Below are 18,376 nucleotides of genomic sequence, written 5' to 3' on the forward strand. Positions count from 1 at the left end.
TCCCAGCCAGGACGGTGGGGCCCACTTTTTGCTTGGCCAGCCCTGTGAACTTAATCTCCATAGATGAGAAATTGCCTGTGTGGCGATAGGGTTAAAGAAGGGGATTAGTGCCGCGCTTGCGGTAAGGAAACCATGTCGAGGTATTGATTTATGAGTCAAGGCACCATCCAGAGGCTGTCGCCAACAGGCAGACGGGCAGCTTCAAAGGAGCCTTCCGTGTCACAAGCAAGGCAACGAAAATTTCTTCCGGAAGTGCAGGGCCTCAGGGCCTTGGCAGTTCTGATGGTGGTCAGCTACCACGTATGGTTTGGCCGTATTTCCGGTGGAGTGGATGTTTTCCTACTGGTCTCGGCATTCCTGCTGACAGGCCAATTTACCCGGAAACTTGAATCGGGCAAGGCGCTTGAGCTGCTCAAGTACTGGGTTCACCTGTTCAAACGCCTTCTGCCAATGGTCGTCGTCACACTCCTGGCAGTCCTGGGCGCAACTTACGTGTTTCTGCCTGAATCCCGGTGGAGCAGTATTTTTGGGCAGGCGTGGGCTTCCCTGTTCTACTACCAAAATTGGTTCCTCGCTTCTGAAGCCGTGGACTACTACGCAACCGATCACAGCGTTGCCAGTCCGTTGCAGCACTTTTGGTCCCTGTCGATCCAGGGACAGATCTTTATCCTGTGGCCACTCGTTTTTGCGGTAGCAGGACTCATAGCACGGACTTTCCGCCTGAAAATTCGTTTGCTTCTGATCTACATCTTTGGTGCGATACTCGCCAGCTCCCTCACTTTTTCCATCATCACAACCCATACCAATCAGACGTTCGCCTACTTTGACACCAGGGCCCGGTTGTGGGAATTTGCCTTGGGCTCCCTTCTTGGCTTGGTCCTGCCATACCTGCGTCTAGGCCGCAGCGCACGAATTCTCTTGGGCTGGCTGGGTGTGGTCGCGATGCTGGCTTGTGGAATTGTCCTCCAGGTTGGTCAGCAGTTCCCCGGCTACATGGCCCTATGGCCCACCTTGGCCGCAGCATTCATCATTGTTGCGGGATTTACGGATAGCAAATTTGGCGCAGATAGATTCCTGAGCGTGAAACCCCTGGTCAAATTGGGAGACAGTTCATACGCCTTGTACTTGTTCCACTGGCCCATACTTGTGATTTTCTTAGTTGCTTCAGGAAGAGACCATGCCGGCCCGAAAGCTGGGCTCGTTATTGTCTTGGTGTCTATCCTTGCAGCGTGGGCATTGACCAAGTGGATTGATACGCCTCTTCGCAGAAACAAGTGGATTGAGCAGAACCGGCGCCGGGCACTTACTCTCATCGTTGCCTGTGCTACACTTGTCGCGCTCCCGCTGGCAGGGTGGCAGGTGCACATTAACAATGCCAACAATGCATTGCTGGCCTCTGCCAGCACCAACAACCCCGGCGCTGCATCTTTGTGGCCGGGATACGTTGACAAAGCCGACCCCGGCGCAGAGGTTCTTCCTTCCTTTTCAGCGGTAGACGCTGATTGGCCGCAATTCCCTGAACCTTGCAAGTCTGATAGCGCAGAACTGACCAACCGCTGTTCAAACGGAACTACGAACGCTTCCAAGTCTGTGGTTGTATTGGGCAGCTCACATGCCCACGTCCTTAATACACCAATCCTGGCGATGGCTGCGAAGAACAATTGGTCCGTCACCTCCATATCCAAGGGTTACTGCCCCCTCGGTACCGACACCTCGGCCGGAATCAGCCAGAGTTGTGCCGATTTCAACAAGGCGACCATGGGGGAAGTTCTTGAGATGAAGCCTGATCTGGTGGTGACAACCAGCAGCCGCACTGACGCAGCACCTGGCGTCGCCGAGCGCCTTGACCCATCATGGGTGGAGGAAGTGAAGGTACTCAACACAGCAGGTATCAAGGTCTTGGCGATTCGAGACACTCCCCGATTCACACAGTCTGTGCCCGCCTGCTTGGAGAGAAACACGGCAGACAGTGCCGCTTGCGGGGTCCCAAGGGCGGATCTCTTCGCCGCAACGTCCCTGACAGATTCGGTGGCAAAAGACTTACCGGACACTACCTTTATCGATATGACGGATAATTTTTGCAATGAAAGCTCATGCCCGGCAGTGATAGGCAACGTGATTGTTTACAAGGACGGTAACCACGTAACTGCCACGTATATGAAAACCCTCGAGCCTGTTTTTGAGAGGGATTTCAAAGCCGCCACCGGCTGGCCAATGCAATAATCGACTTAGTCCCCTGTGTTTCAACGGCCACTGAGCGTCGATGAGGCACAGGGAAAGTGATCAAAACCAGTTCATGTCTGGTCATTTAGACAAGTCGCTGAAGGTGATATCCATCAGCTCGGCGGCACGCAGGTTCAGCCGACGGGACTCGTCGAGGTCACGGTTCAAGGTATCCGCTGTGCTCCACAATTCTCGAATTTCTCCCTCCAGCTGGTCCAGCCTTGAGCGTGTGCCACATTGCGCGGGCCCCGGCCAAATGACGGGCTGACGCTGTCCACAATGTTTAGGGCGATTTTCTTTGGTGCGTTGAAGATGCTCATTTTTTGGGGATACTTTCCAAGGATGTAGCTGAGGGTTGTGCCGGCTGAACCGGGCTCGACGAGGAAGTTGTTTGCCACGATGTTAAGGCTAAAGTGGGCTAGCCGCTCGCTGAACTCCCAAGGGTCGAAGATTTGTTCGCCAACTGGCTCACGTGGATCTCGGGATACTAAACCCATCTTAGGGTTGCGCACTTGCAAATACGCTTGCCCTCCGCGGTCTAGTAGATGCGAAATTGCCAGCAGGGCGTTGTCGCGGCCCAGGTAGTGCAGGTTGTCGAAGAAGTTTCGGGAGACCACTGTAACGGGGGTGCCGGGGCACGCAAGTTCCACCATGTGCTTGAGGGTAGCTGCAATATTGCGGATCGAGTTGACGTTCGCCACCTCAAAGTGCACAGATCCGTCGGTGGAGCTGTCCCCGGCGTGTTTTTCGGTGGCCATGCGGGCTCCCCGGGCAATGGCCGGACGGCTGAAGTCCACGCCGAGAACCCTGTGACCGGCATCGGCCAAGAACTGGGAGTCGGTACCGAGTCCGCAGCCGAGTTCCAGTAAGGCTGAACCGGGTGCCAGCTCTGTGCCCAGCCACCGGGCGAGTGATGAAGTCTCTTGTTCCGAGCCGGTGCTGATCAAGCTGCGGTGGAAGTCCTCCCAATCTTCTCTGAACTGGTCAAAATGGTTCAGCCACCAATAAAAGCGCCGCCCGGGTGACTCCGGGGTGACAAACCTGAACGCAGGGTCCGGGGTGTGCCAGCTAGGGCCGTAAATGGCGGTTAACATTTGCTCGGTGTTGGCTGGGACGGGCAGATTCAGGCCATTGTGCTCCAGCGTACCCAGCGGATATAAGGTCAGATCTTTCGCCTTCTCACGCGCGTGGAACGTGCCGTAAAACCAATCGTTCGCGACAAAATATATGAAGATGTCAAACGTGGAACCCGTCGGTGTATTCGCTTCCACCGAACATAACCTGTAGATGGCCGCTGGAATGCCGAACGGATTCCAGCCCGTGCTCGGCCCGTGCTCGTTCAATGGCGTAAGACTCCAAGACCACATCGCTGGGGTTTTCATGAGCGCTGAGATAAGCCAGATCGGCGTCGTCGTCGCTGCTGATCAGTTTCCCATCGCGCACCTGTCCGAGCAAGGTGCCGCCTGTGAGGAATAGTTCCAGCCCTAGGGTCTCCTTTACGTACGAAATCAAATCATGCGCGGATTTCAGCACGTTTTGCTTCAGTTCCTCATCGGCAGCTTCAAAAGATGGGGCAAGACGCCCCCACTTATTGACCACCAGATCGGAGCCGGTCAGCGAGTCCACCAGTTTGAGTTCCTCTGCGGATCCGCCAAAGTCCACGGTCCCCTCCGCCGTGTACGACGCCGGTTGGTCGGGTTCGGTGCGGATCTCGAGGCGGGCGCCGCTTACCCCGGCGAGGTTCGGAACCAATGCTGCCGGCCAATCGACGTCGAACATGTTGCTCGTGTTATCCCAGTGACCTGGCCCCACACGAAATGTCCAAATTCGCCGGCACCCGAAAAAGACATAGGCCAATGAGTCTACCGGGGTAGTACTGCCGAGGAGTTTCGCTTGGAGTTTGGTGGTGGAGGCGGTGAGTGTTTCATTCATTGGTTTGCTTCTTCAAAAGTTGGGGCGGGGTCATTGTGGGGCAGGCGAAGATCGAACACATGCCCGGAGTCTTTAGAGGCAAGTACGGCTGCCCTGGCCTGTGCAACGAAGTCGCTGGTGAGAAGCGTGGCGGGATCTTCGTCGCCAAACGCTTCCGTGCGCATAGGTGTGGAAGTGCGGGACGGGTTGATGCAATTGACCCGGATCCCATCGAGGAACCATTCGTCCGCTAAAGCCTGGGTCAGATTCACAATGGCGGCCTTCGTCGCTGAATAGACTCAGTAATTGGCTCTGCCTCGGGTGTAGGAACTTGAAGTGTAAAACAGCAGAGAGCCGCGGGTTTCCTGCAGATGGGGATGGCTTGCCTGTGCAACCCGGATCGGCCCGGTGAGGTTTGTATTCAGTGATTCCGTGAGCTCCTCTTCTGTGAGCTCTGTCAGAGGACCTATGCGCAAGATCCCGGCCGTCAGGACGACGTGGTCTATGTGGCCGCTGGTGGAGATGGCCTGATCCAGCGCTGCGGTTTGTCCTCGCGGTGGGCGATGTCGGTGCCGGTGCTACTGCGGCTGAAGCCGTGCACGTGTGCTCCGGCTTTCGTCAAGAGGTTTGCCAATTCCAAACCAATGCCATGGCTGGCACCGAAAATAACGATTGATATTCCATTGAGATCAGCAGCTGATGCACCACCACTTGGATGGGAAAAGCCCCGCAGCTGGAAGAGTTTGTCGGCGATATGGATATCCACTGGCTCTGTGATCTTGATGTTGGCGTTACTGCCGTTGACCACGAAAATTGGCGTTTCAGGCAGGTAGTTCAGCACTACGGAAAAATCGTCGGTAGCTTCGAAAGCTGGGTCTCTGGCCGCAATTTGGTAGGCCGGGACAGGATGCCACGGCGGAATGCTTGAGGGGTTTGGCCGCGGCGCAGGGTGCTGCGGCGCGGGACTGCCGTAATACAATTCTCGGCATCGACTTCAATGATGGTATCCACCGAGGAAATGGCAGCCTCTACGGCGTCGTAGTTCTCCAACGCATCGATGTAATCCTGGATGATGCGGTGGTCCACGAGCGGCCGGCCGGCGTCATGGAAAAGGACCTTGGTATCGGGGTCCGCAATGGCATCTAAGGCAGCACGGGTGGTGTCATTGCGGGTTGATCCGCCCGGATACACAGCCTTGAACTTGGCGAACCGTCCGGATGTGAGAATTTTCACGGCTTCGTGGATGTGGGTGGCCTCCATCATGACGATGATGGAATCAATTCCCTGAGCACTGTCAAAGACCGCCAACGTATGTTCAAGCGATGTTTGGCCAGCCACGGGAAGCAGTTGTTTGGGAATCGGCAGGCCAATGCGGGAGCCAACACCTCCTGCAAGGATAACGGCTACAACCCCCTGAAGAGGCTTCTGAATCAACAAATCCACGCGCTACAAACCACCTTCACACTGGCAGGAACCTCGGCCGATTCCGCCCCGAATACTTCCATCCAGCTTAGCTGTGAGTTGCCCTACTTCTCGTAGCCCAGTCGGTAAAATCGGGTATGTTGCGGCGACGCTCGTACTGGGCGGGAATACCAATGTGCGGTGGACGGCAGGTAAACTCCTTAGGGGGCTATCCGAATCCATGTGTGGATCCAACCAAATCTCTGAAGGTGTTTTGTAATGTCGCTTGCCATACGTGAAGCCGATCCTACCCGCAGGCAACTGCGCGCCGGGGCCTCATGGAAGCGCCCGCAACGCAATGATCAACGCAAGTTCCTGCCGGAAGTACAGGGACTGCGGGCTGTTGCCGTACTGATGGTGGTCACATACCACGTCTGGTTCGGGCGCATTTCCGGCGGAGTGGACATCTTCCTGCTGATCTCGGCCTTCTTGCTGACAGGCCAGTTCACCCGCAAGCTGGAGTCCGGACGGGCGCTTGAGTTATTCAAGTACTGGGCGCACTTATTCAAACGCCTTCTGCCCATGATTGTCTTGACGCTACTGGGATCCTTGGTGGGTGCCCGCGTGCTCTTGCCGGAAACGGTCTGGACAAGCATGTTCGGGCAAACGTGGGCGTCTTTGCTCTACTACCAAAACTGGTTCCTCGCATCAGAAGCGGTTGACTATTACGCCACCGACCACAGCGCGGCAAGCCCGCTTCAGCACTTCTGGTCGCTGTCAATTCAAGGACAGATTTTCATCTTGTGGCCCTTGATTTTCGCAGCGGCGGCATTGGTCGCGTGGAAAGCCAAGCTGAAAATTCGGCCCGTGCTGATGTACATCTTTGGTGCTATTTTTGCCATCTCACTTGTGTTCTCCATCATCTCCACAAACAACAACCAGGCATTCGCTTACTTCGATACCCGAACCCGGTTATGGGAATTTGCCCTGGGCTCACTTCTTGCCCTGGTCCTTCCATATCTGGCATTTGGACGCGTCACCCGTATAGTCATGGGTTGGATTGGTGTTGTTGGGATGCTTTCCTGCGGCATCATTCTTCAGGTTGGCCAACAGTTCCCTGGCTACATGGCATTGTGGCCAACCCTCGCCGCGGCCTTCATCATTGTGGCTGGTTTCACTGACAGCAAGATGGGCGCCGACAGGGTCCTCAGCTGGAAGCCCCTGGTAAAGCTCGGCGACAGCTCTTATGCCCTGTACCTGTTCCACTGGCCGTTGCTGGTGTTTTTCTTGGTATTCACTGGCCGTGAACAAGCAGGTCCCAAGGCCGGCGCAGTCATCATCCTTGTTTCAATCCTGGCCGCCATCATCGCCACGAAGCTTGTAGACACGCCTATCCGTCGCAGCAAGTGGATCGAGCAGAAACGGCGTCGGGCAGTTTTGGTCATTGCCATCTGCGTTGCCCTGGTTGCTGCTCCCTTGACTGTCTGGCAGTTCAAGGTCCACGCAAAAGAAATGGAGTTGGAGGCCAAAGCTAAGGCCGCGCAAGCAGAAATCTTCAGGAACTATCCCGGTGCGGTCTCACTGCAGCCCGGGTTCGTGAATGCTGCAGACCCTGACCTGCCGATGCTCCCAGCCTTGACTGCCCTTGATAAGCAGTGGGTTAATCTGGGCAATGATTGTGCCGATGGATTCTTGCCTGTTGAGAAGGTATTGGCCGATAAGTGCAATCAAACTACTTTCATTGCGAAACCAAAGAAAACTATAGTGATTGTTGGCGATTCGCATGCGGAGCAGTTGGCGGGGGCATTGATTCCCGTGGCCGAAAACAATGACTGGCAGCTAGTTTCACTGCTTTTAGGCGGCTGTGATTTTGGAAGCGAATCCGCTCCATCTGGCAGGGGCGACGAGTGCCAAGCATTCAACAAAGCCGCAATGGACTACGTGCTCAAGCTGAAACCGGATGCAGTCTTCACGCTGTCCACGGATGCCGTCCCGGATTCACCTGCCGAAACCGTTATCCTGGGATATGAAGCTGCAGTCAAGACGATCACACAGGCTGGCATAGACGTCATTGGTGTCCGGGATAATCCGCGCTTTGCCGACAGCAAGTCTGCCTGTGTTGCAAAATCAGGGGCCGATGCCTGTACCTTCGAACAGGCTACACATCTGGCTGAAAGCGATCCGGCCGATCCGCTCAACCGGATCGACGGCGCCCACATGATCGATCTCACGGACCAGTACTGCAAGGACGGCACCTGTTTCGCGGTGGCTGGAAACACTCTGGTATATCTGGACAACAACCACCTCACGTGGGATTACGCCCGAACCATGGCTCCGGCCCTTGGTCAACGGATTGCTGCTTCAACGGGGTGGGACGTCAAGTAGCCCAGATCTGGGCTGTAGCCCCTACTTATCCACAGCCACACGATTGCCCCTAGCGCGTCCCTATTGAACGGGTCTAGGCTCCTGACCATTGGCAAGGGCGAACACCGCAAAGGGGCGGACGTGGTCTGATTGGATGCGCTGACACAAGTTGAGGATGAAGTCCGGGAACTCATCCGCCGTAAAGGTCTTGACCCGCTGAGGCAGGGCATGGAAGTCCGTGCCTTGGTTGAGGCAGCGGTCAACGATTATGGCGAGCGCTCCCTACTCGGTGCGGTCCCAGCCCTCGCCCAAGCTGCCGATGCCAAGCTGACGGTGTTCAACGCCGTCGCCGGTTTCGGTGCACTGCAACCACTCCTTGAAGATCCGGACATAGAGGAAATTTGGCTCAATGCCCCGGACCAGGTGTTTGTGGCTAGGCACGGCGAATCTGAGCTCACCGATCTGGCCTTCACCGCAGAGCAAGTGCGTGACCTGATGGAACGGATGCTGAAAAGTTCTGGCCGCCGGCTGGATTTGAGCAGTCCGTTCGTGGACGCCGCCCTACCGGACGGCAGCCGGCTGCACGTGGTGATCCCGGACATCACCCAAACCCATTGGGCCGTGAACATCCGCAAGTTCACTGCCCGGGCCAGCCGCCTGGACCATCTGGTGGAGCTGGGTTCCCTCACACCACAGGCGGCACGTTTTTTGGGGGCAGCCGTCAGCAGCGGGCTGAACATCCTGGTCTCGGGCGCAACCCAGGCTGGTAAAACCACACTGCTGAACTGTTTGGCCTCCGGTATTGGTTCCCGCGAGCGTGTGGTTACCGTCGAGGAAATATTCGAGCTGAAGCTTCCCCTGCGCGACGTGGTGGGGCTGCAATGCCGCCAACCCAACCTCGAGGGCATGGGCGAGATCCCGCTGCGCCGCCTCGTCAAGGAGGCACTGCGCATGCGCCCGGACCGGCTCATTGTGGGTGAGGTGCGTGAGGCGGAAAGCCTGGACATGCTGATCGCCCTAAATAGTGGTCTTCCCGGGATGGCCTCGGTCCATGCCAACTCTGCGCATGACGCCGTGGTGAAGATTTGCACCCTCCCGCTTCTCGCAGGAGAGAACATCACGGCCGCCTTCGTCCTGCCAACAGTGGCGGCCTGTATAGACCTGGTGGTGCACTGCGTCCGAGCCCCCAACGGGCGGCGGTCCGTGGGGCAAATCCTGGCCCTGGGCCGCCGTGTGGAAAACGGCATCATCGAATCGAGCCTCGTCTTTGACACGGTCAACGGCCGGCTGGAAGCCTCGGACACCGCTATGCCGGCTCCTGAGAAGTTCGCAGCGGCAGGCTACAACGTGGCTGCCTTGATGGGGGAGTCCTAATGTCCGCGGTCCTCGGGCTGCTGGCAGGCCTGGGGATGTTCCTGATCTGGATGGCCTGCTGGAGTGAACCTGCCCGCAGCGCTGTCCCGGTCCGGGGTAATAAGGTGGCCTCATTGCTCCACCGGGCCGGCGTTCCTCAAGTCAGCCCTGCCTCCCTGCTGGTCAGCACCGCCGTGTTTGCCGTGGTGGTGGTCCTGATTGTTGTGGTGCTGACGCGCGCCCCGGCCATAGCCTTGTGCTTTGGCTTGTTCAGCGCCTACCTGCCCTTTGCGCTGCTGGCGATGCGCGCACGACGCCGGGCGGCAGTCATGCGCGATCTCTGGCCTGACGTTGTGGACCATTTACGCTCAGCCATCAGAGCCGGGCTTTCACTTCCCGAAGCTCTGACTCAGCTGGGGAGCAAGGGTCCGCTCCAACTCCGTGAAGAATTCAAAGCCTTTGGTGCCGATTACCGGGCCACCGGGCACTTCGAAAGCGCCTTGCAAAGACTCAAAGGATCATTGGCCGATCCCGTTGCGGACAGGATCATTGAGGCGTTGCGTCTCACGCGCGATGTTGGCGGCTCCGACTTGGGCAAACTGCTGGGCACGCTCTCCGAATTCCTGCGGGACCACGCCAGAACCCGGAGCGAACTTGAAGCCCGGCAGTCATGGACGGTCAATGCAGCCCGCCTGGCCGTAGCCGCGCCTTGGATTGTACTGATGCTCATGGCCACGCGCCCCGAAGCCATTGGCGCGTATAACTCAGCGCCCGGGTGGGCGGTACTGGGAGGGGGCCTTGTGCTCTCCGTGGTTTGCTACCGGATCATGCTGCGCATTGGGGCGTTGCCAGAGGAACAGCGGGTGCTGCAATGACGGGGCAGCTGCTGCTGGTGACCGGCGTCGGGCTTGTCCTGGGGGCCGGGCTATGGCTGACGTTGGTGCGGCTTCCTGCCATGCGTCGGCCCAGCTTTGCCCAACGTGTGGAACCTCAATTGCTGACGGCTTCCAGGCGTTCCCGGCTTCTGGAGAAGGAAGAACAAGTGCCGCTCTTTGGCCCACTGGAGCGTATTGCGCGCCTGGTGCTCAAGGATGCTGTGCAGAGACTTAGCCGGAGCAATATCAGTGTTCACGGACTCAGTGCCCGTCTTGCACAGGCTGGGCGGCAAGAGAGTGCTCTGGAATTCCGCGCCGCACAGTTGCTTGTTGCCGGGGTGGGGCTGCTTTTAGGGGTGCTGCTGGCCCTGTTTTTACTGTGGCAGGGCCGCCTGAATCTTCTGGGCGCTGTGGTGCTCTCTGTGGGGCCCATGATGGGCGGGTACGTGTTGTATGACTACCTTCTGAGCTCACGGATCCAGCGCCGGCAGGCCCGCATGCTGGCAGAATTCCCGGCGCTCGCAGAGCTGATGGCTTTAGCGGTGGGTGCGGGGGAGAGCGCCGTCAGTGCGCTGGACCGGGTGGCCCGGTCCTCATCCGGGGTGCTTTCTGCCGAATTTGGCGCGGTCCTGGCTCAAACACGGACGGGGATGCCGCTAGTAGAAGCCCTGAACCAATTCTCGGCCAGAGTCAATGTGCCGGCCCTGGCCCGGTTTGTGGACGGCATCAGTGTGGCCATCAATAGGGGCACCCCGCTGGCCGAGGTACTACGGGCACAGGCTCAGGATGTGAGGGACGTAGCCAAGCGTGAGCTGATGGAATCGGCGGGACGCAAGGAAATCGGCATGATGGTGCCACTGATCTTCGGGGTGCTGCCGCTGACAGTTGTTTTCGCCGTCTTTCCCGGCCTGGCCCTGCTGCAGTTTGGTTTCTAGATGGGCAGACACGGGACTACACGCGGAGGAAAGACTTTAGCAAAACAACAGCATCAGCAAAAGGAGAGGAAACATCATGCACGTTTTCAACAAGGCCAGGGAAAGGGCAACGGCGCGGTTCAGGGCAGTGATGACGTTCAGCGGCGGGCTACACGTCCGCGCGAGGATGTGGATCAGTGTGGCGAGGGAGTACTTGGTACGGCAGTGGCAGCGGGCCAACTACCGGTTGTCCCTGCCACTGGCCCTGCGCCCAGCTACTGGCAGAAGCCAAGGAGACGTGCCCGGGTGGGTTTTAATAACCCTCATGAGCGCCGTTCTGGTGGCCGGGTTGCTGGCCATCGCCGGGCCCGCACTGGAGGGCCTGTTCAACCAAGCCATGGAACAAGTTCAGCCTTAGCTTCGGTGCGGGAAACCGGGGCTGCGGTGGTCGACTTTGTTCTGGTGGGAGCGTTGGTGACTGTGATCTTTGTGGCCCTGCTCCAGCTGGCGTTGGTGCTGCACGTGCGCAACACTCTGGCTGATGCCGCCTCATCCGCTGCCAGATACGGTGCCTTGGGGGATAGGACCGCGGCCGATGCCAAGGACCGGGCCATCCACCTTATGGATGCTGCCCTGGGGCCCGGCTATGTCCAGGACGTGTCCGTCAGCATTGACACACAGGACGGCCTGGATATTCTCCAAGTCTCGCTCAATGCTCCCTTGCCGTTGATAGGACTCTTCGGACCGGCACGATCCCTGGAGATGACAGGCCATGCCGTCATCACCCGTTGAAGCAAAGCCGCCGCCCGGCGCTAAATCAGAAGAAGGCAGCGCCATTATTGAGTTCATCTTTCTCGCGGTGCTGCTCATGGTGCCCGTGGCTTACCTGATTCTGACGGTGGGACAGCTCCAAGGCGGAGCATATGCGGCAGTGGGGGCCGCAGATCAAGCCGCCAAAGTGTTCGTTTTACACAAGGACCTCCCCTCCGCACACCAAGCCGCTGAGCGTGCCGTGCGGCTGGCCGTAGCGGACATGGGCTTTGACCCCGATGCTGCAACTCTGTCCATTACCTGCGATCCCGGCTGTTCCACCGCCGGAGCCATAGTCCGCGCCCACGTGCAGCTCACAGTGGAACTGCCCGTGGTGGGCTCGCTGCCAGGAGTCAATGCCACGGCCGCCACGGTGGAATCCACTGCCCAGCAAAAGGTGGGACGCTACAAATGAAAACCCGCAGGAAAACTGAAACATCTCCAACAACCAACACCGGAGAAGAAACCGGACACGTCATGATCCTATTGATCGGCTACGTCCTGATCAGCCTGTTGGTAGTCACCGTGGTGGCAGCGGCCGGCAGCATCTACCTAGGGCACAAGAAGCTGCTGTCCATTGCAGACGGCGCTGCGCTCGCAGCCGCGGATACCTTTGAACTCAGCGGAGGCAGTGCCACCGCTGATCCCGGGACCTTGCTCACCGCTCACAGCGTTCTCGGGGCAGCCCAGGATTACCTTGCCGGGATCGGCTCCCCGGAGGGTTTGGGCAACATTGTCCTGGATTCGGCCACCGGTGTGGGGGACGGTAGAACAGCGGTGGTGGGGGTGAGCGCCGTCGTCCATCCCCTCTTTATCAACTTCCTGGTCCCGGAGGGGATCAGTATCAGTGTCAGCAGCACAGCACGGGCCAACTTGGTGCTGTGAAAAGTGCTGTGACGCCCGCGCTGGGGCCGGCCGCATGCAGCCCTGCCAATGCCGTAGGCTTGAATATCATGGCAGAGATTGACTTTCCCGCAGAACTCCGGGCCCTACGCGCAACCTACACTTCCATCGAGCAGGTCTCCGAAGTGGAGAAACTCATGGAAAACATTGAGGATTTATCTGACCAGGCTGGTTCGCCCAACCTCTGGGATGATCCCGCAGCCGCGCAGATAGTCACCTCAAAGCTCAGCCATGCCCAGTCCAAGCTGGAGAAGCTGCGTTCCCTGGAATCCCGGATCGATGATCTTGAGGTCCTTGTGCAGCTGGCTCAGGAAGAGGGCGACGCCGATTCCCTCACCGAAGCTGTCAAGGATCTCGCCGCGTTGCAGAAGTCCCTTCAGGATTTGGAAATCGTGACTCTGCTCGCTGGTGAATACGATGAGCGTGAAGCCGTCATCACCATCCGTTCCGGCGCTGGTGGCGTGGATGCTGCCGACTTCGCCCAAATGCTGTTGCGCATGTACCTGCGCTGGGCCGAACGCCACGGATACCCTACAGCGGTTCTTGACACCTCCTACGCGGAAGAAGCCGGGCTGAAATCCGCCACGTTCGAGGTCAAGGCTCCGTACGCCTTTGGCACACTCAGCGTTGAGGCCGGCACGCACCGCCTGGTGCGCATCAGCCCCTTCGATAACCAGGGCCGCCGCCAAACCTCGTTCGCCGCCGTGGAGGTCATCCCGCTGATCGAATCAACGGACAGCATTGAGATCCCGGATAACGAGATCCGGGTGGATGTTTTCCGCTCCTCAGGTCCGGGCGGGCAGTCCGTGAACACCACCGACTCCGCCGTACGCCTGACCCACCTTCCCACCGGCACCGTGGTGTCCATGCAGAACGAGAAGTCGCAGATCCAGAACCGGGCGGCCGCCATGCGCGTGCTGCAATCGCGCCTGCTGCTGCTGAAGAAGGCTGAGGAAGACGCCACCAAGAAGGCCATGGCCGGTGATGTCAAGGCCTCGTGGGGGGATCAGATGCGTTCCTACGTACTGAACCCCTACCAAATGGTCAAGGACCTGCGCACCGAGCACGAGGTGGGCAACGCTGGCTCCGTGCTGGACGGTGAGATTGATGACTTCATAGACGCCGGAATCCGCTGGCGCGCCGATCAGCGAAACGCCGAAAAGCACTAGACCTTTCGAATTCCCCGTCACAATTGCCGCACAGCTGTGGCAGGGTGGCCGCCAGCAGTAACGTGACTGGCGTTACTCTGTCACACGGCCCGGAAGCCTCCGGTGCTTCCGGACAGCATGGGGTGGCTGCGTGCTTGCAGCCATGGTGGGGAAATGGGAATTTGGGTCGGAAGCTGTTTGGCGACATATCCCCGTTGACCTATGCCCTCGCCGTGAAACGGCAGATCGCCCAACGCACGCTGCGCGATTTCATCCGCCTGTTAACGCTGGCCTCCACCCGCGGGCAACAGGACCTACCGGTGGTCGTGTACAAGCACAATTCCCTCATCCGGCGTAAACTGGGAAATGTGGATGCGGCGCTGCAGGAAAACAAGGCTGTCAGCCTGGGCTTGGCCGCGCCGCATGTGGACGGGATCCTGATCAAGCCCGGCGAAACATTTTCCTTCTGGCACCTAGTGGGGCATTGCTCGGAGAAGAAGGGTTACAAGACGGGCATGACCGTCAGTAGCAACGGCCCATCCTCCGGGATTGGTGGGGGCCTATGCCAGTTCACCAACCTGCTGCACTGGATGGTGCTGCATAGCCCGTTGGACATTGTGGAACACCACCACCATGGTGGCATCGACTTGTTCCCCGATTTCAACCGGCAAATTCCGTTTGGCACGGGAACCTCCATTGTCTACAACTATCTGGACTACCGGGTGTACAACCCCACGGAGACCACCTTCCAGGTCAGGGTTTCGGTGACCGAGGAATACCTGCGCGGAGAACTGCGCGCCAGTGAACCACTGGGCGTGAAGGTCCATGTCAAAGAAACAGACTCCCATTTCCAGGAAGTGGGGAAGGACGTGTACCGGCGCAACAAGGTCTACCGCAGCGTCATCGACAAACGCACGGGCAATGAGATTGCTAAAGACGGGTCCACCCGGAGTGCGAGGCCTCGCACAGCTAAGGTCGCGCTGCCGGGTGGCCCGGGGAATAATAATCGCGTGTGCAATTATTATGAGTAACTAGACTTGCGGATAAAGCGTAGGCGCTCCCCGTTAGGCGACGGCAGCCAGAAATGGTGCGTTGTACATTGCCAGGATCCGCCGCTTCATTTCCTGCGGGTTGGCAAGGTCCTTCCATTCGAGCCGGACGAAACGCCAACCCAATTCCATGAGCCGCTTTTCGCGCTTCCGTTCCTCCAAGATGACCTTGTCGGTGCGTTCATAGGCGAAGTACTTGATATCGCCGTCAAACTCGACGATCAACTTTTGCCTTTCCCAGAGAAAATCAGGGCGATAGATCCTGCCACCCGCAAGAAGTTCCTTTTGCAGGACTGGCTGGTCAATGGCCATGCCGGCAATGATCAACCGGGTCCTGCTCTCGCCCGGTGATTCCGAAAGACCGTCCAATGAATGCAGCACCCGGCGCGCCTTGCGAACGCCGCGGCGCCCCGGCATCGAATCGACCAAGGCCAACATGACCGCCATCCGGGCTCCCTTGGACAGTGCATGGTCACCAATTATTACTGCTTCTGCGAATCCGCCTGCCCTTGCACAATCAACGACCGTGCGCTCCAACGTTGTTACAGTCACGGACATGCCGGTGCGCAGAAGCAACGAATGGGAATCCGTGACGGGCACAGCCTCGTGGTGTTGGACAACGTCCCTGGCACCGCTTGTCCCGGAGCTGGCCGATGCCCCGGTGACATGAATGCGGGCATCACTGTTCCAGATGAACAGCCCGTGCAGCCGCGCGGCCGTGAAGTACGAGTAGACGGGTTCGCCCCGGACCGTCATGATGTGCGCCAGGATCCGCAGTTTGTCCTTGTCCCAGGGCTTCAACGCTGCCCAGTGTGCGGCTCGCACGTAAGCACCCTTCCGCAGTCTGAAAACTAGTCTCCGGTCCAAAGCGGTGGCGAGCAATCGTTCGCCAAAGCCCGCTTCGGCCAGCTGGGCAGAAGTGGCAACCTGATAGAACGCTGGCCAGGCCTGAACCAATCGTCGCTCCAATTTGTTCTGTTCCATGCCCCGAGTCTGTTGATGCGTTAGGACGTTTTCAAGGAGACTTTGTTGAAACCACCCATTCTGTGGACAACGTAGCCAGTATGCCGCGTGAAATCATCAGCTTCTTCCTTGTCCACACCGCAGAAGCTATACCTTGACATGGCAGGGGCGTGAATGTCAGAGGAACAGAAAGGGCTTCCCCGCGGGAATTGAACTCAAACGGGGCCAACCCGCGAACCACCCCTCAAGAAACGCCGTTCTTGCGGGGTGACACCGGTTTCGGGAGTATACGCAGCCCGGTCCCCTTCTCTCAGCAGCGTTCGCCCGGCTTGGCCCCGTTCTCGCGGAAACGTGGCCGCGTCCCGGGGAGCGGGCCGGCCGCAGTGAGAAGCCTGAAGCCGGTGCCTCGGCACCCCGCCCCGGATTCACAGCAACCCCCAACCTCGACACACCGCTGTGGAACCAGCAATAGCGCGGCCACACGCCTATAGTCGTTAAGCTGGCGGCTTCTTCCCCCAAACACCTGCCCGGACGCCAGCATGCCAGCGAATTGCGCTGGCCGGGCAATGAAAAAGTCATGATTCGTTTTGAAAATGTGAGCATAGCTTACGATCGCAAGGATAAACCTGCGCTCGACGACGTCTCCTTCGATGTGGAACGCGGCGAGTTTGTGTTCCTGGTGGGCTCCTCCGGTTCCGGCAAGTCAACCCTGCTGCGCTTGATTTTGCGCGAATACCGGACACCACACGGGCAGATTTACGTTGCCGGACAGAATGTTGCCAACGTCCCCAGCTGGCGCGTGCCCAAGTTCCGCCGCGGCATTGGCGTGGTGTTCCAGGACTTCCGCCTGATCCAGACTAAGACCGTGTTCGCCAATGTGGCCTATGCCATGCAGGTGCTGGGCAAGAACCGGGCCGCCATCAAGTCTGAGGTGCCGCGCGTGCTGGAACTGGTGGGCCTGGAAGATAAGGCGCACCGCACACCCACGGAACTCTCCGGTGGTGAGCAGCAGCGTGTGGCCATTGCCCGCGCCATCGTGAACCAGCCAGGAATCCTGCTGGCCGATGAGCCCACAGGAAACTTGGATCCCATCACCAGTGCCGGCATCATGGCCATCCTGGACCGGATCAACCAAAACGGCACCACGGTGGTCATGGCCACGCACGACGATGACATTGTCAACACCATGCGCAAGCGAGTCATCGAGCTCCACCATGGCCAAGTGGTCCGGGATGAGGCTACAGCCCTTTACACCTCCGCGATTCCGGTGGTGCAAGCAGGCGCCGCGGGACCCGCTGTGGTCCCCTTCAAGACGGACGACGCCGAACCCATGACCCGCCGTCGCCGCGCAGCAACTGCCGCGGCAGCAGAGGACGGCACTTCCACGGAGGAGAGCATGCCGCCACGCCTTGAACGCAAGCTGGGAACGCCGCTGGGGGAAGCGGCGCCAACGCCTGCCGATGAGATGAATGACGGGAACAAAAAGTGAGACTTGCCTTCATTATGAGCGAGTTGGGAAGTGGCCTGCGCCGCAACCTGACGATGGTCATTTCAGTGATTCTGGTGACGTTTGTGTCGCTGACGTTCGTGGGAACGGCCGGACTCTTGCAGATGCAGATTGGCCAGCTCAAAGGATTTTGGTATGACAAGGTCCAGGTCACCATTTACCTGTGTACCGACATTCCTGCGAACACCAACTGCGTTTCCGGCCCGGTCACGGATGAGCAGAAGACAACCATTGAGGATCTGCTGGAATCACCGGCTGTGAAGCCTTATGTGGAGACATGGACGTTTGAGTCCCAGGAGGAGGCGCTGGGCCACTTCCAGGAGCAGTTTGCCAACTCACCCATGGTGGACTCGGTGGAAGCTGCCAACTTGCCATCCTCATACCGCATCAAGCTGACTGATCCGACGAAGTACCAGATCATCAACGAGACCTTCGCAGCAACCCCGGGCGTGGATTCCGTGGTGGATCAGCGCAAGGTGCTGAATAAGCTGTTCTCCTGGATGAACATTGCCACCTATGTGGCCATGGGAGTTGCTGCTCTCATGACCATTTGTGCGGCGCTGCTGATTGCCACCACCATCAGACTGTCGGCACAATCGCGAACGCGAGAGATTGAAATCATGCGCCTGGTGGGCGCCTCACGGACTGTCATCCAGCTACCCTTTGTGCTGGAAGGTGTCATTGCAGCCACAATAGGGGCGCTTTTGGCCTCAGGCGCGGTCTGGTCCATTGTGCACTTCTTCTTTGGCGGTTACCTGGCCTCTTCCAGTTCCGGAACCCCCTACATCTCAACGGCTGATGCCTTTGTGATCTACCCGGTCCTGATACTGCTGGGAATCGTCTTGGCAGGCATCGCATCAGCCGTTTCGTTGCGTAAAAATCTCAAAGTGTAAGGTAGGTAGGGGCCTTGTTACCGAGGAGGCCCCTGTGACTGGAGTTGTTAGTGTCAATCGTC

General features: G+C 58.5%; 18 protein-coding genes and 1 pseudogene. 13 read left to right on the forward strand and 6 right to left on the reverse strand.

The window, feature by feature from the left end; all coding sequences use genetic code 11:
- Nucleotides 1–216: 216 nt before the first annotated feature.
- The gene (locus RY113_RS01350) at nt 217–2,223 is read left to right on the forward strand and encodes an acyltransferase family protein (protein ID WP_315913038.1); all 2,007 of its coding nucleotides are present in this window, start codon (nt 217–219) and stop codon (nt 2,221–2,223) included.
- 164 nt (nt 2,224–2,387) lie between these two features.
- Here the strand turns inward: RY113_RS01350 and RY113_RS01355 are convergent, their stop codons facing one another.
- From RY113_RS01355 to RY113_RS01375, 5 genes and pseudogenes are all read right to left on the reverse strand, one after another.
- The gene (locus RY113_RS01355) at nt 2,388–3,494 is read right to left on the reverse strand and encodes a class I SAM-dependent methyltransferase (RefSeq protein WP_315913039.1); all 1,107 of its coding nucleotides are present in this window, start codon (nt 3,492–3,494) and stop codon (nt 2,388–2,390) included.
- Entirely contained in the window at nt 3,460–4,155 is a 696-nt protein-coding gene (locus RY113_RS01360; RefSeq protein ID WP_315913040.1) for a LicD family protein, read from the reverse strand. The genes RY113_RS01355 and RY113_RS01360 overlap by 35 nt, the downstream gene beginning before the upstream one ends.
- Nucleotides 4,152–4,670 (reverse strand): annotated as a pseudogene (locus RY113_RS01365) (SDR family NAD(P)-dependent oxidoreductase). The gene RY113_RS01360 and the pseudogene RY113_RS01365 overlap by 4 nt, the downstream one beginning before the upstream one ends.
- Nucleotides 4,637–4,975, reverse strand: coding sequence for a hypothetical protein (locus RY113_RS01370; protein WP_315913041.1), 339 nt, complete (start codon nt 4,973–4,975; stop codon nt 4,637–4,639). The pseudogene RY113_RS01365 and the gene RY113_RS01370 overlap by 34 nt, the downstream one beginning before the upstream one ends.
- Nucleotides 4,975–5,577, reverse strand: coding sequence for an IspD/TarI family cytidylyltransferase (locus RY113_RS01375; RefSeq protein ID WP_315913043.1), 603 nt, complete (start codon nt 5,575–5,577; stop codon nt 4,975–4,977). Before RY113_RS01375 ends, RY113_RS01370 begins: the two co-directional genes overlap by 1 nt.
- A 237-nt stretch (nt 5,578–5,814) precedes the next feature.
- Here RY113_RS01375 and RY113_RS01380 point away from each other — a divergent pair, with 237 nt between their 5' ends.
- The 10 genes from RY113_RS01380 to RY113_RS01425 all read left to right on the forward strand — a co-directional run bounded on the left by RY113_RS01380 (nt 5,815) and on the right by RY113_RS01425 (nt 14,933).
- The gene (locus RY113_RS01380; protein WP_315913044.1) at nt 5,815–7,920 is read left to right on the forward strand and encodes an acyltransferase family protein; all 2,106 of its coding nucleotides are present in this window, start codon (nt 5,815–5,817) and stop codon (nt 7,918–7,920) included.
- Nucleotides 7,921–8,049: 129 nt separating this feature from the next.
- Nucleotides 8,050–9,273, forward strand: a complete 1,224-nt coding sequence (locus RY113_RS01385) for an ATPase, T2SS/T4P/T4SS family (protein ID WP_315913046.1) — start codon at nt 8,050–8,052, stop codon at nt 9,271–9,273.
- Nucleotides 9,273–10,127, forward strand: coding sequence for a type II secretion system F family protein (locus RY113_RS01390; protein ID WP_110106568.1), 855 nt, complete (start codon nt 9,273–9,275; stop codon nt 10,125–10,127). The genes RY113_RS01385 and RY113_RS01390 overlap by 1 nt, the downstream gene beginning before the upstream one ends.
- Complete coding sequence (locus RY113_RS01395) at nt 10,124–11,062, forward strand: type II secretion system F family protein (RefSeq protein ID WP_315913048.1); 939 nt, start codon at nt 10,124–10,126, stop codon at nt 11,060–11,062. The genes RY113_RS01390 and RY113_RS01395 overlap by 4 nt, the downstream gene beginning before the upstream one ends.
- Before the next feature lie 166 nt (nt 11,063–11,228).
- Nucleotides 11,229–11,459 (forward strand): hypothetical protein, encoded by a 231-nt coding sequence (locus RY113_RS01400; RefSeq protein WP_245932227.1) that lies wholly within the window; start codon nt 11,229–11,231, stop codon nt 11,457–11,459.
- A gap of 26 nt (nt 11,460–11,485) precedes the next feature.
- Nucleotides 11,486–11,833, forward strand: a complete 348-nt coding sequence (locus tag RY113_RS01405; protein ID WP_315913345.1) for a TadE/TadG family type IV pilus assembly protein — start codon at nt 11,486–11,488, stop codon at nt 11,831–11,833.
- Nucleotides 11,814–12,266 (forward strand): hypothetical protein, encoded by a 453-nt coding sequence (locus RY113_RS01410; protein WP_315913049.1) that lies wholly within the window; start codon nt 11,814–11,816, stop codon nt 12,264–12,266. Before RY113_RS01405 ends, RY113_RS01410 begins: the two co-directional genes overlap by 20 nt.
- On the forward strand, nt 12,263–12,736 hold the full coding sequence (locus tag RY113_RS01415; protein ID WP_245932213.1) for a pilus assembly protein TadG-related protein: 474 nt from the start codon (nt 12,263–12,265) through the stop codon (nt 12,734–12,736). Before RY113_RS01410 ends, RY113_RS01415 begins: the two co-directional genes overlap by 4 nt.
- Before the next feature lie 68 nt (nt 12,737–12,804).
- Nucleotides 12,805–13,923, forward strand: coding sequence for a peptide chain release factor 2 (gene prfB / locus RY113_RS01420; protein ID WP_315913050.1), 1,119 nt, complete (start codon nt 12,805–12,807; stop codon nt 13,921–13,923).
- A 212-nt stretch (nt 13,924–14,135) separates the two neighbouring features.
- Nucleotides 14,136–14,933, forward strand: a complete 798-nt coding sequence (locus tag RY113_RS01425; protein WP_315913051.1) for a VanW family protein — start codon at nt 14,136–14,138, stop codon at nt 14,931–14,933.
- A 33-nt stretch (nt 14,934–14,966) separates the two neighbouring features.
- Here the strand turns inward: RY113_RS01425 and RY113_RS01430 are convergent, their stop codons facing one another.
- Complete coding sequence (locus tag RY113_RS01430; protein WP_315913052.1) at nt 14,967–15,935, reverse strand: hypothetical protein; 969 nt, start codon at nt 15,933–15,935, stop codon at nt 14,967–14,969.
- A gap of 556 nt (nt 15,936–16,491) precedes the next feature.
- Here RY113_RS01430 and ftsE point away from each other — a divergent pair.
- Nucleotides 16,492–17,403, forward strand: a complete 912-nt coding sequence (gene ftsE, locus RY113_RS01435) for a cell division ATP-binding protein FtsE (RefSeq protein ID WP_315913053.1) — start codon at nt 16,492–16,494, stop codon at nt 17,401–17,403.
- A complete protein-coding gene (gene ftsX, locus RY113_RS01440) occupies nt 17,400–18,314 on the forward strand; it encodes a permease-like cell division protein FtsX (protein WP_110106575.1) in 915 nt (304 codons plus the stop codon). Before ftsE ends, ftsX begins: the two co-directional genes overlap by 4 nt.
- Nucleotides 18,315–18,376 lie beyond the last annotated feature (62 nt).

It is taken from the genome of Arthrobacter sp. lap29, from assembly GCF_032458965.1.
GTDB classification, from domain to species: domain Bacteria; phylum Actinomycetota; class Actinomycetes; order Actinomycetales; family Micrococcaceae; genus Specibacter; species Specibacter psychrochitiniphilus.